At 47.5% G+C, this 12849-nt stretch carries 10 protein-coding genes; 8 read left to right on the top strand and 2 right to left on the bottom strand.

Annotation, left to right across the window (positions count from 1 at the left end; genetic code table 11):
• Positions 1-245 precede the first annotated feature (245 nt).
• The 4 genes from livH (at position 246) to KBW69_RS15780 (ending at position 4098) form a co-directional block, all read left to right on the top strand.
• Positions 246-1172, top strand: coding sequence for a high-affinity branched-chain amino acid ABC transporter permease LivH (livH, locus tag KBW69_RS15795; protein ID WP_257255091.1), 927 nt, complete (start codon positions 246-248; stop codon positions 1170-1172).
• The gene (locus KBW69_RS15790; protein WP_257255093.1) at positions 1169-2491 is read left to right on the top strand and encodes a high-affinity branched-chain amino acid ABC transporter permease LivM; all 1323 of its coding nucleotides are present in this window, start codon (positions 1169-1171) and stop codon (positions 2489-2491) included. The genes livH and KBW69_RS15790 overlap by 4 nt, the downstream gene beginning before the upstream one ends.
• A 14-nt stretch (positions 2492-2505) precedes the next feature.
• Positions 2506-3273, top strand: a complete 768-nt coding sequence (gene livG, locus KBW69_RS15785) for a high-affinity branched-chain amino acid ABC transporter ATP-binding protein LivG (protein WP_257255095.1) — start codon at positions 2506-2508, stop codon at positions 3271-3273.
• Positions 3274-3378: 105 nt separating this feature from the next.
• Entirely contained in the window at positions 3379-4098 is a 720-nt protein-coding gene (locus tag KBW69_RS15780; protein ID WP_257281469.1) for an ABC transporter ATP-binding protein, read from the top strand.
• A gap of 426 nt (positions 4099-4524) precedes the next feature.
• On the opposite strand, the gene KBW69_RS15775 is transcribed toward KBW69_RS15780, so the two are convergent.
• A complete protein-coding gene (locus KBW69_RS15775) occupies positions 4525-5106 on the bottom strand; it encodes a Uma2 family endonuclease (protein WP_257281468.1) in 582 nt (193 codons plus the stop codon).
• Positions 5107-5247: 141 nt separating this feature from the next.
• Complete coding sequence (locus tag KBW69_RS15770) at positions 5248-5466, bottom strand: hypothetical protein (RefSeq protein WP_257276163.1); 219 nt, start codon at positions 5464-5466, stop codon at positions 5248-5250.
• 433 nt (positions 5467-5899) lie between these two features.
• Here KBW69_RS15770 and KBW69_RS15765 point away from each other — a divergent pair, with 433 nt between their 5' ends.
• Genes KBW69_RS15765 through KBW69_RS15750 form a run of 4 tightly spaced genes read left to right on the top strand, consistent with a single transcriptional unit; the run spans position 5900 to position 12846 of the window.
• Complete coding sequence (locus tag KBW69_RS15765; RefSeq protein WP_257281467.1) at positions 5900-10060, top strand: response regulator; 4161 nt, start codon at positions 5900-5902, stop codon at positions 10058-10060.
• On the top strand, positions 10057-10887 hold the full coding sequence (locus KBW69_RS15760) for a protein-glutamate O-methyltransferase CheR (RefSeq protein WP_257255101.1): 831 nt from the start codon (positions 10057-10059) through the stop codon (positions 10885-10887). Before KBW69_RS15765 ends, KBW69_RS15760 begins: the two co-directional genes overlap by 4 nt.
• Positions 10887-11462, top strand: a complete 576-nt coding sequence (locus KBW69_RS15755) for a chemotaxis protein CheB (RefSeq protein ID WP_257255102.1) — start codon at positions 10887-10889, stop codon at positions 11460-11462. Before KBW69_RS15760 ends, KBW69_RS15755 begins: the two co-directional genes overlap by 1 nt.
• 19 nt (positions 11463-11481) lie before the next feature.
• Positions 11482-12846 (top strand): diguanylate cyclase domain-containing protein, encoded by a 1365-nt coding sequence (locus tag KBW69_RS15750; RefSeq protein ID WP_257255104.1) that lies wholly within the window; start codon positions 11482-11484, stop codon positions 12844-12846.
• The last annotated feature ends 3 nt before the right edge of the window (positions 12847-12849 follow it).

Here is a 12849-nt window from a genome sequence, read left to right as displayed (position 1 = left end):
GAATTTTCCGCCAGCTATTTTTTTGTTCCATCCCTACCAAGAGCCTTTGTCGTGTGAGAGAATCGGCCCGACATTGAGGGGTTTTTTATAGATCTTCAGCCCTGACATATGGGTTTTGACCCAGATAGGTCGAGGATGATATTTCGCAGACTTTCTTGTGGCTGAGTCAGAGCAAACCCTCTGAAGAAAAGTAAAAAATAGTAGAAAAAACAACGTTTACAAGAATAAAAAAACGAGGTCGTGGAATGGGGGATTCAGGTTTTTACCTTATTCAGCAACTACTTAACGGTTTGACGATAGGTAGTACGTACGCTCTGATCGCTATCGGTTATACCATGGTGTACGGCATTATTGGCATGATCAATTTTGCTCATGGTGAGATCTACATGATTGGCAGTTACATCGCTTTTGCGGTACTGGCCGCGTTAGCGATGATGGGAATAGACAGTGTTTCACTGATGCTGGTTTCCGCCTTTGTCATCAGCATCATTATCACCAGTACCTATGGTTATGCTGTTGAAAGGGTTGCCTATCGGCCCTTGAGAAACAGCAACCGGCTGATTGCCCTTATTTCTGCCATTGGTATGTCTATTTTCCTGCAGAACTATGTCCGTCTTGCCCAGGGGTCAAGGGATATAGCTATGCCTGGCATGATCAGTGGTGGCTGGACTTTTGGTCCTGAAGAGGGTTTTCACGCAACTGTGTCGTACATGCAGTTAATCATCTTTGCGGTGACGTTTATTGCCATGACGGCTCTGACTCTGTTCATCTCCAGGTCAAAAATGGGGCGGGCCTGCAGAGCCTGTGCTGAAGATCTTGGAATGACCGGGCTGCTGGGAATCAACACGCATCAGATTATTTCGATCACTTTTGTTATCGGAGCGGCTCTTGCCGCGGTAGCGGGTGTATTGCTTGGTATGTATTACGGGGTAATCAATCCTCACATCGGTTTTATGGCAGGTCTTAAAGCGTTCACTGCTGCCGTGCTGGGAGGAATCGGAAGTATACCCGGAGCTGTGTTGGGTGGTTTGATTCTCGGCGTCACGGAGGCCTTCACTGCGGGTTACTTCAGTACGGAATATAAGGACGTTGTCGCCTTTAGTCTTCTTGTTCTGATTCTTCTGTTCAGACCCTCAGGTATTCTGGGCAAGCCGGAGGTTGAAAAAGTATGAAATCATTACGCTATACTCCGGCAGTGCTCTCGGCAGTCGTTTTGCTGGTTTTAACCAGCCTGATGATGGGGGTTCGTCTTGAGCCCTCGGGTGTTGGGCTGAAGGTTTCATTAGCTGATCCTTCTTCCCTCTTCTGGATAGCAGCAGGTGTGGCTGTTGTTTTCTTCTTTCAGTTATTCAGAGCGCCAATCGATCAGGGGCTTTCAGGAATAAAACAACAGTTGCCATCTATTAATGCAGCAAAGCTGATCAAAGCAACTGAGAAAAAAGAGGCTAAAACTCTTTTAATCTGCTTTGCAGTAGCAGGATTGATGATCTGGCCATTCTTTGTTTCCAGGGGCGCTGTGGATCTGGCAACTCTGGCTCTGATTTACGTCATGCTGGGACTGGGTCTGAACATTGTGGTGGGGCTGGCTGGTCTTCTTGACCTGGGTTATGTCGGCTTTTATGCCGTCGGTGCCTACAGTTATGCCTTATTGAATCAATATCTGGGCCTCGATTTCTGGAGCAGTCTGGTGTTGGGCGGTTTTCTGGCTGCTTTCTTTGGGTTTATTCTGGGTTTCCCGGTGCTCAGGCTTCGGGGTGATTATCTGGCCATTGTGACTCTGGGCTTTGGTGAAATCATTCGAATCCTGCTCAACAATTGGACGACATTAACCGGTGGTCCCAACGGTATCAGTCAGATTCCGAAACCGACTCTTTTTGGTCTTGAATTTGGACGCAGGGCGAAGGAAGAAGGGAATGTTCCTTTCCACGAATACTTTGGCATTGATTACAGCAGTGAGTACAAGGTGATTTTTCTGTACATACTGGCGGTTTTGCTGGTGATTGCCACGCTTTTTGTGATCAATCGACTGCTCAGAATGCCCATTGGCAGAGCCTGGGAAGCGTTGCGTGAAGACGATATTGCCTGTCGTTCACTGGGATTAAATCCTACGGCCATCAAACTGTCTGCATTCACCATAGGGGCTGCGTTTGCCGGCTTTGCAGGCACCTTCTTTGCTGCCCGTCAAGGTTTTATTAGTCCAGAGTCGTTCACCTTTATTGAGTCCGCCATCATTCTGGCCATTGTCGTACTGGGCGGAATGGGGTCTCAGGTCGGTGTCATTCTTGCCGCTGTGATTATGACCGTTTTGCCTGAGTTTGCCCGTGAATTCCAAGAATACCGGATGCTGATGTTCGGGTTAATGATGGTCTGTATGATGGTATGGCGCCCTGAAGGGCTGATGCCCATGAAGCGGCCTCATATCAAGACTAAATCGAGCAGGTCTGAGTCGGGCAGTCCGGTCAAGACAGCATCATTGGCCGAAAGCGTATAAATGGAGGAATCAGAATGAGTGAATGTTTACTGGACGTTTCTGATCTGAGTATGCGCTTTGGCGGACTACTGGCTGTTGATCAGATGGCGCTGAAAATCCGTCCGGGTGAAATCGTTTCCATGATTGGACCCAATGGTGCCGGCAAAACGACCGTTTTTAACTGCCTTACGGGCTTTTATCAGGCGACAGGTGGTTCTGTTCAATATAAAGGTCAGGCTATCGAGAAGGTACCGGGCTATAAAATAGCCCGGCTTGGTATCGTGAGAACCTTCCAGAATGTGCGTCTGTTTAAGGGCATGACCGTGTTGGAAAACCTTCTGGTTGCTCAGCACCGACATCTGAATACAGGGTTGTTGGCGGGATTGTTTAAAACCCCCGGCTATCGGCGTAGTGAAGAAAAAGCGATGGCGAGGTCTGAGTTCTGGTTGGATAAAGTGGGTCTGACCGAATTTGCCAATCGTGAAGCGGGTAACCTGGCTTATGGACAGCAACGCAGACTGGAGATTGCCCGTTGTATGGTGACTCAGCCCGAGTTATTGATGTTGGATGAACCTGCAGCAGGTCTCAATCCCAATGAGACGGCAGAGCTGGATCAGCTGATTTCAGATCTGCGACGGGATCATGGCGTTACTGTGTTATTGATTGAACATGATATGAAGCTGGTTATGGATATCTCTGACCGGATTTATGTCATCAATCAGGGACGTCCACTGGCGTCAGGTGTGCCGGAGGATATTCGCAACAACCCTGAGGTGATCAGGGCTTATTTGGGTGAGGGATAGCCGTGAGTTTCGGGCTGTCTTGCAAACGTATTTCTGTTATCTTCGATGACTCTTAATAACGGTCAAAATAAATAACAATCAGAATAAATAAAGGGCAGTAGCAGTATGTCAGCACCTGAACCACTTCTTAGCATTCGAAACGTGTCTACCTTCTATGGAAAGATCCAGGCTCTGGATGACGTCAGTGTGGATATCTCGGCAGGTGAGATCGTTACTCTGATAGGCGCCAATGGTGCTGGCAAGTCTTCATTACTGATGACCATTTGTGGTGAACCCCGGGCTGAATCGGGTTCCATACTCTTCAAGGGTCAGGAGTTCTCGGGTCGTCCTACCTCCGAAATTATGCGTTCAGGCATTGCTGTTGTCCCGGAAGGACGAAGAATTTTCTCCAGATTGTCTGTTGAAGAAAACCTGACTATGGGCGGTTTTTTTGTCGATGGTGAGCCTTTCCGGAAAAACTATGAACATGTGCTGGAGCTCTTCCCCCGTCTGAAAGAGCGGCTGTACCAGAGAGGTGGTACTATGTCCGGAGGAGAGCAACAGATGCTGGCGATCGCAAGAGCCCTGATGAGCAGCCCGGAATTGCTGTTACTGGATGAGCCCAGTCTCGGACTGGCACCGATTGTTATCCAACAGATTTTTGAAATTATCGAACGTCTCCGGGAAGAAGGTGTTACGGTTTTTCTGGTGGAGCAGAATGCCAACCAGGCTCTGAGACTGGCAGACCGGGGCTATGTTCTGGAAAACGGTCGTATCGTGTTACAGGGTGGCGGTGATGAATTGTTGGCGGATGATGCTGTCCGGAAAGCTTATCTGGGAGCCTGACGCTTTTCTGGCGAAAAACAGCCAATCAGGTAGTCTGGATCATCAAAAGACCGCTCATCTATTCCTGCTTATGGACCCCCAAATGACGAAAACAGGCTCGACACCCGCGGGCATCAGGTTTTTGATGTTTTGCCAGCCATTTGGACGCCGACTCTGATCGCTACACTGGAAAGTGTAATGTTTGAATAGCGATTATGAAGTACGAGGTAAGCATTATGAAAGCTGCGAATGATCGACTGTCCCGTCAGGAAATTGCCCTTTTAACCTGCTCTTTATACAGCCTGATCGGCACCATGTTATGGTTGGTCAAGATGATTCATTGATTGGCTGAGAAGTCGATCTTTCCGATCTGGCTTGGGCCTGTTGTGAGACCCACCGGCTTATCTGACGCCAACATTATGAACACAGATTTATGCCGGATGGGGCTCAGTTTAACAGGATTTTCTGGTAGATATCCTCGACAGAAAACTGTGATTTTATAGATTCAAAATAAATCAATCCGGTGGATGTCAGCTTCCTCCTGGTAATAAACCTGCCATTTACCCAGCCTTTCAATATCACATAATGGCGCTCAGAATCGACCATTAAATACTCGCCATTGCAGTGTTTCAATGCTTCTGCATACTCAGTCACTTTATAAGTCTCATCGACGGTTCGGGTTCCATGGCTCATAACTTCAATGATCAGGCAGGCATCCTCACCTGTCGTCTCAGTGGTCAATGATTCATTGCCACAACGTACCCACACGTCAGGGTAGCGGTAACTGACTTCCTTCTGTCCCTTGACCTTTAAACGCATATCCGATGAATACAATTCACAACCTTCTGGCAGTTTGCTATGTAGAAGAGTTGCCAGATTCAAAGTGATCTTATTATGGTTTGCCGTGTCGCCTGCCATAGCGACCACATAGCCACTGTAGTATTCATGACGAATCGTTGAAGTACTTTCGTAATTCAAGTACTCGTCTTCTGTCACGGTATCCATGATTTGTATTGCTTGATGTCTCATATGGGCCCCCATTTGAAGGTTTTTATATAAAAGTCAGCTTAGGTCAGGGCCGGTTCCTGCCCCTGAAAAATAGCGTCCAACGCTTTTCGCTTTTATTCTGCTTCCTGCCATTTTTCGGCGTAAACCAGATCAAGATACTCGTTAAGCAAAATGGTGTTTGGATCGTTTTCCGGACGAGGTTGAACAGGGAGTATTCGATTCAGAATCCGGGACGCTTCTGCCCCTACGTGCCCGAGGCAACTTTGATACCTTCCATTGAGGCGGTTTACCCGCACCATTGGTACCCACGATCACGGCCAGTCTTGACTCTTTAGAATGAGAACAATGAAAATGGTTGTAAACGATCTGGTTGAGTTGCATAGCCTTAATCTGCTTTGTCTGTGCTGATTAATTGCCTGAATTTAACCTAATCTAGCGGGTTTGCCGGGGCATTGCACTGTTTACTGTTTCAGCAGCGATATCTTGCTTTTGGAGGCCTGTATCTTCAGGGTATGAGCCGTAGCCATTATCAGATCTTAAGCTTTTTTTTGGACAAGGGCTCTTAATCGATTCTGTATTCTTATCTGTGGAAACTGCTTCCGTCAGCGGTAAAGGGCTTTTTCCTCCGGTGATGTGGGACAAGGCTCTGCCAGCACCATTGGATAACCGGTGTTATTTTCCTGCTTACCGGCTCTAAAACTTTACCTTAAATAGGCGATGCAATAAGGGATAAACCGCTGAAGTCTCGCAATTCTGGCGGTAGGCGCATTACACCTTACATACTGGGATTTAAGTGGCAGGGATGGCCAGACAAATGCAGGATTCACAACAATCATCTGATAGAAAATTCAGGCATGGTCTATCGGTCACACTCTTTGTCTGGTTCATGGTTTTGTCGCTGGGACCTATTACGGTGATTGGTTTCAATGAATACCGTCAAGGTAAACAAACCATCGTTCAAAGTCGTTATGAACAGTTGAGTACTGTCAACCAGCTATTGAGTCAGCAAATTAATGATTATTTTGACTCGGTAGTCACCAACCTGTTTATCAAGGCCGGAGTGGCCCGGGAGTTTCTGTCACATCTGATTGAGAGTCGCAAGGCTCTTAAGAAATCACCGGAAATGTTCATTAATTCTGACAGTTATAATCAGATTCTGAATCAGTACTCCAGTGAGTTTGTGGACTTTTTACGTTACTACGATTACTCCGATCTGATTTTGGGGGATACTGAAGGTAATATTCTTTATACCGTGAATGCCTACAGTGATCTGGGCAAAAACCTTTTCATTGGGGCTCTTGCCAATACCTCACTTGCAAAAGCGGCCCGTGAAAGCCTTAAAGAGGTAGTTCCCAAGTATGCTGATGTGACTGCGTATCCACCCATTGGAGATCAGAAGGTCAGTTTCTTTATTCTGCCGCTGGTGGATGAGAAAGAGGAAACAATCGGCTTTCTGGCGGTTCAGATACTGGCTCATAACGTTCAAAACATTTTTGAGAGCGAAAACCAGTTTAGTGATGTTCTGAAATCCTATCTTATTGGTGATGATGGCTACATTCGCTACGGTACAGATCTGGATTCAAGCCAGTCCATGATATTGAAGGCAGATAATATCCTGACTCAGGACTGGTTGGCTCATGTTGATACCGATGGCGTATTCCATGAACTTCATGATCATAACATGGATGATCAAAGTCACGGTCTTGATAGCGATGCAGAGCTGAATGAACTTTTTGGTGGAGAACTCGATCTTCACTCAGATGTCTCCGGCAGTCATAAAGGCGATCAACATTTTCATATCAAGAGCTACACCAATGTCTATCAAGAGAGTGTTCTGGGAACCTTTTATGCCATTGAGGTCGCCGGCACACCTATGGCTCTTATCTCTGAAGTGAGCCAGAAAGATGCCTTTGTCTCTGTTGTTGAGTTCAGAAATCGCCTGATCTATATCACAGCGATTACCGCCCTGATTGTCATTCTGATTGCACTGGTCATTACCCGAAGATTGGTCAGACCGATCAGAACCATCACTGCCTGGGTTAATCGGGTTGCGTCGGGTGATTATGCTCAGGGTGCTGTACTCAGCGGTCACAATGAAATCAGTGACCTTAGTCGCAGCTTCTCTGAGATGACGGAGAAGTTGAGAAATGTTATCAGTGATAACGATCGCAAGAGCTGGCAGCAGGAAGGTCTGGCAGGTTTGAATAACTGCATGAGGGGAGAGCAGGAGCTATCAGAGGTCTGTAAGAACATCGTCTCCTACCTTGCCCGCTACCTGCATATGCAGACAGGTGCCATGTATGTCATGGATGATGAGAAGCGATTGCAGCTGATGGCATCTTTTGCCTGGCAAAAACGCCAGCAGAACAAAAACATTTTTGAGATCGGGGAAGGTCTGGTAGGTCAGGCGGCTTTGGAGAAGCAGGCCATTGAGTTGACCGGCATTCCCGAAGATTACATCAAAATTGAATCGGGATTGGGCAATACGTCTCCCAAAGTGATTATTACCGTACCGCTTGTTTATGAGGGAGAAGTTAAGGGAGTTCTGGAGTTTGCCCTTATCAGGGAGCTGACGCATGAACAGAGGGGCTTTCTCGAAGATGCTCTGGAAAGTGTCGCTATCGGTATTAATTCTGCCCAATACCGTAACCGTGTCAATCAGCTGCTCGAAAAGACCACGCGGCAATCAGAGGCCATGAAAGAGCAGCAAGAAGAGCTGCGTTCTGTCAATGATGAATTGGAAAGCCGGGCCAGAGTGTTGGAAGAGTCCCAGGAGGAGCTAAGAGCCCAGAGTGAGGAGATGCAGAAGTCTAACGCTGAGCTGGAAGAAAAAACCGAGCTTCTTCAGCAACAGAAAGCTGAGATTGAACGAAAAAATCTGGATATTGAGCTTTCAAGAAAAACCCTGGAAGAGAAGGCAGAAGAGCTGGAACAGGCCAGTAAATACAAGTCTGAGTTCCTGGCCAATATGTCCCATGAATTACGGACGCCTTTGAACTCACTTCTCCTTCTGGCACAGATGTTGGCAGATAACGATGAAGGTAACCTTAACGAAGACCAGATTGAATCCGCACAAGTGATCTACAGCGGTGGGAAGGAACTTCTCGATTTGATCAATGATATTCTTGATCTGTCCAAGGTTGAAGCCGGCAAGATGAGTGTCAATCTGGAAGATATGGATATTGAAGAGCTGTGCTCCAGTATGCGGACTTTGTTCAAACCTCTGGCTGAAAACAAGGGACTGGATTTCTCTGTGGATATAGATCCCGGGACGACCAGAGTTATTCTCACCGATAGCCAAAGGGTTATGCAGGTTATCAAAAACTTCCTGTCTAATGCCTTTAAGTTTACGGAACAGGGGGGCGTCTATATCCGGGTATTCAACTCAACCCGTAAGGCAGGTCATGGCTACGAAACCTATGTTGCCTTTGCAGTCAGGGATACCGGGATAGGCATTCCGGAAGAAAAGCAGGATGCCATCTTTGAGGCATTCCAGCAGGCGGATGGTTCAACCAGCAGAAAGTACGGTGGAACCGGGTTAGGTTTGGCAATCTCACGTGAACTGACTTCTATGTTGGGTGGTCATATCGGCATAGAGAGTGCCGAAGGAGAAGGAACAACGTTTACGGTTTATCTGCCTGATAATGCCGTTTGCTCAATTGATGGCGCAAAAGTCACGGCTGACAGTTATTCACCCGCTACCAGTGACGGTTATCAAAAAGCCGCTTCCGCTCCTGCTGAAAAAAAAGCTAAAGCTGACTCGGCTCCTGTGGCTGATAAGCCTCCGATCAAAAAGAAAAGGTCCACAGCTGGAAAGAATATTCTGATCATTGAAGATGATCAGCATTTCTCGGATATCGTCAAACAGCTTTCCGGCAGTCATGGTTATCAATGTCTGGTGGCCGCCAATGGTAAGGAAGGGATTCAGACGGCGATCGAAGAGCAGCCTATGGCCATTATTCTGGATCTTGGCCTGCCAGATATGGATGGTGAAGATGTGCTCAGGCAGTTGCAGAAGAATGCTATGACAAAAGATATACCGGTTCACATCGTTTCGGGACGTGATCCTGATGAGTCAGAGCGACAGGGGGCTGTTGGTTATCTGGTCAAGCCGGTGTCGGTAGGTGACCTGGAAAAGGTTTTCAGCACGCTTAAAACGGCTCTCTCAAAAGATATCCAACATGCTCTGTTATTGGACATTGATGCAGAGAGTCGATCACACCTGGCGAAAATGCTGAGAGAAAAAGGGATGAATATCGCCGAGGCTTCATCCGCTGAAGAAGCCGAACAGTCAATGTCAGAGAATCACTGGCAGTGTCTGGTGATGGATGTCGATTTACCAGACAGCAGTGGACTGGCGTTTTTACAGAAGCTTCAGGAAAAGATGGGCGACAACATGCCATCGATCATCATTCATACCGATAAGAAGTTGTCGGCAGAAGACCAGAAAGAGCTGCAGAAATATACCCGTGCTCTGGTTATGAAGGGGGATTATGCTTCCGAGAGGGTGATGGATGAGATCAGCCTTTTCATTCATTCGATCGAAAAGTCGGCTCCTGCCGAATTAAGGCCTGCAGCTAAGTCGGTGAATAACAAATCCCTTGAAGGTCATAAAATTCTGCTGGTGGATGATGATCTTCGCAACACCTTTGCATTATCCAAGGGCTTGCAGGGAATTGGGTTGGAAGTGGTCATTGCTGATAATGGACAAAACGCCCTCGATAAGCTCGATGAAGAAGAGGGTATTGAGCTGGTGCTGATGGACATCATGATGCCGGTGATGGACGGCTATGAAGCCATGACCAAAATGCGTGAAGTTGACCGGTTTAAGAGTATGCCTGTCATTGCACTGACAGCCAAGGCCATGTCCGATGATAAGGCAAAGTGTATAGAAGCGGGCGCCAATGACTATATGACCAAGCCGGTGGAGATCGACAAACTGGTTGAAATGATGAAGGTCTGGTTATTCAAATGACAGAACCCGGGGATTCGTATCAGGATTTTGAACTGAAGCTACTTCTGAGTGCTGTTCAGGAAAAGTATGGTTACCAGTTTGGCAGCTATGCCAGAGCATCTTTAATCCGCCGTGTCAAAAGACACATGAAGATGTCGGGCGTTCAGCACATCAGTGACTTGATTCCATTGTTTCTTCATGACGAGTCTGCTTTCGCTGTTTTTGTTAAAGATATGTCGGTGGTTGTGACAGAGATGTTCAGGAACCCGGATTTCTTCAAGTCTCTTCGGGAGAACATAGTCCCGATTCTGAAAACCTATCCGTTTATCAAAATCTGGCATGCGGGCTGCGCCAGTGGTCAGGAAGCCTACTCCATGGCTATTCTTCTCGATGAAGAGGGTCTGCTGGATCGCTGTCAGATCTATGCCACAGACTTTAACGATCAGGCATTGCGTCATGCCAAAAGCGGTATCTATCCGGAAGCCGAGATGGCTCTCTATGAGGAGAACTACCGCAAGACAGGAGGCAAGAAAGAGTTATCAGACTACTTTCACAGAGGATATGACTCCGTGAAGTTCAATGGACGACTGGCTGATCATATTACCTTTGCTAATCATAATCTGGTGACGGATGGTGTATTCGGGGAAATGAACCTGATTCTTTGTCGAAATGTACTCATTTATTTCAATCAGGAGCTACAGGATCGGGTGTTGCAACTGCTATTTGACAGTCTCTGTTCCAGAGGTGTGCTCTGTGTTGGCAAGCGGGAAAATATTCTCTTCAGTTCAATCGGTAATCAGCTGGAAGTCACTGATCGGGACCAGCGCATCTACAGAAAGGGTAATTGATGAGCGACGGGGTATTGGTGATCGGAGCCTCAGCCGGAGGGCTTTCAGCACTGGAATCCCTGCTTCTGGAACTGGGAAGCTGTTTTTCGTATCCCGTTATTATTACCAAACACCTGGCGTCCGGTGATGAAGAAGGCTTATCAAAATTTCTGGGGAAAACATCACCACTGCCGGTCAGTATTGCTTATGACAAGCAGAAGATGGTCGACAATCATGTTTACCTGGCTCCTGGTGGTTACCACTTGCAGGTTGAAGATAGGGAAACCCTGAGCCTGAGCATTGATGCCCCGGTCTGCCATTCCAGACCTTCGGTGGATGTCCTCTTTCAATCTGCTGCCGATGTTTTTGGTACACAAGTGGTGGGTGTCCTGTTAACGGGCGCCAATAAAGATGGGGCAGAGGGTGTCAGGGCTGTTAAACAGGCAGGCGGATTAACCATTGTCCAGAATCCCGAAACAGCCGAGGTGCCGACAATGCCCAAATCAGCCATTGCAACCGGTTGTGTGGACCATGTGCTGGACTTGAGTGATATGGCTGTCTGCTTAAAATCCAAGAATTTCAAACCTGAGACATGAATGAGTCAGGAGGGCGGTCATGGATGACAAGCCGAAAGTCAAAATTCTGGTCGTGGATGATCGTCCTGAGAATCTGCTGGCCATGAACAAGCTTCTCAAGCCGTTGGGAGCCGAAATACATAAAGTGGACTCTGGTGAAGCGGCTTTATCAGAAGTGCTTCATCACCATTTTGCGGTGATCCTTCTGGATGTGCAGATGCCGGGCATGGACGGTTTTGAGACGGCGACTTTGCTGCACAGCAACAAGCAGACAGCCAATATTCCTATCATTTTTGTCACCGCCATAAACAAGGATCAGTCCTACATCAGTAAAGGCTATCAGGCGGGTGCGGTTGATTATCTGCCAAAACCCATCAATCCGGATATCTTGTTGGGCAAGGTTAAGGTGTTTCTGCAGCTGGAAGAACAGCGGATTGAGCTAGAGCAAGTCTCAAGGGAGCTTCGCTGGATCAGCCGAAAGAATAAGTTGTTGCTGGATAATGCCGGTGAAGGCATCGCCGGTCTTGATCCCGATGGCAAGATTTCGTTCATCAATCCAACCGCCTGCGCCATGCTTGGAGGAACAGAAGAAAATCTGTTGGGAAAACACATCAGTCAGTTTGTATACGACGCTAAAGGGGAAGAGGCTCTGGAAAAGTGGCAAGAGTCAGAAATACTTGAGAATACGATGGTCGCTGGAGGTGTCTTTCATACATCAGATAGACAACTTTGGACACTTTCCGGAAGCCACTTTGATGCTGAATACAATATGGCGGCTATTGTTAATGACAGGCAGGAAGTGCAGGGTTGCGTTTTATTGTTTCAAGACATTACCGAGCGCAAGAAGCTGGAAAATCAGTTGTTGCTGATGGCGAAGTACGACAGTTTGACAGGGCTGGCTAATCGGACACTGTTCAAAGAGTTTCTGGGTGCTTCATTAGCCAGGAGTCAGAGGCGGAATAAGAGCACTGCTGTCATGTACCTTGATCTGGATCACTTCAAGGAAATTAACGATACCCTTGGGCACGATGCCGGAGATCTTCTGCTGAGAAGTGTGTCACAAAGGTTGCAGGAATGTGTGCGTGAAGGTGACCTGGTTGCCAGGTTAGGGGGGGATGAGTTTGCCATCATTCTGGATGATGTGGCGGAAGCATCGGACGCCAAACTGATTGCTGAGAAGATTCTCACCACAATCCGTGAACCCCACGATCTGAATGGCGAAGCCAGACACGTAGGCACCAGTATCGGAATTGCGACATCAGAAGATACCGGCACTGATGCCGAAGCTCTGCTCAAGGCTGCTGATCAGGCCATGTATGTGGCCAAGAAAAGCGGACGGGATGATTATCGGCTGGCATCTGAGCTCGACAGTGGAGAGAGGGAGCAGGCAGAAGAGGGCAACTAGTGT

The sequence above is a fragment of the Endozoicomonas sp. ISHI1 genome (genome assembly GCF_024606225.1).
In the GTDB taxonomy this organism is placed as follows: domain Bacteria; phylum Pseudomonadota; class Gammaproteobacteria; order Pseudomonadales; family Endozoicomonadaceae; genus Endozoicomonas_A.
The sequence above is the reverse complement of the archived record's forward strand: the minus strand, read 5'-3'. Positions and strand labels throughout refer to the sequence as shown.

Bases quoted from the DNA above. Each gene is read 5' to 3' on its own strand.
- livH (WP_257255091.1), top strand. From the start codon at position 246: ATGGGGGATTCAGGTTTTTACCTTATTCAGCAACTACTTAACGGTTTG.
- KBW69_RS15790 (WP_257255093.1), top strand. From the start codon at position 1,169: ATGAAATCATTACGCTATACTCCGGCAGTGCTCTCGGCAGTCGTTTTG.
- livG (WP_257255095.1), top strand. From the start codon at position 2,506: ATGAGTGAATGTTTACTGGACGTTTCTGATCTGAGTATGCGCTTTGGC.
- KBW69_RS15780 (WP_257281469.1), top strand. From the start codon at position 3,379: ATGTCAGCACCTGAACCACTTCTTAGCATTCGAAACGTGTCTACCTTC.
- KBW69_RS15775 (WP_257281468.1), bottom strand. From the start codon at position 5,106: ATGAGACATCAAGCAATACAAATCATGGATACCGTGACAGAAGACGAG.
- KBW69_RS15770 (WP_257276163.1), bottom strand. From the start codon at position 5,466: ATGCAACTCAACCAGATCGTTTACAACCATTTTCATTGTTCTCATTCT.
- KBW69_RS15765 (WP_257281467.1), top strand. From the start codon at position 5,900: ATGCAGGATTCACAACAATCATCTGATAGAAAATTCAGGCATGGTCTA.
- KBW69_RS15760 (WP_257255101.1), top strand. From the start codon at position 10,057: ATGACAGAACCCGGGGATTCGTATCAGGATTTTGAACTGAAGCTACTT.
- KBW69_RS15755 (WP_257255102.1), top strand. From the start codon at position 10,887: ATGAGCGACGGGGTATTGGTGATCGGAGCCTCAGCCGGAGGGCTTTCA.
- KBW69_RS15750 (WP_257255104.1), top strand. From the start codon at position 11,482: ATGGATGACAAGCCGAAAGTCAAAATTCTGGTCGTGGATGATCGTCCT.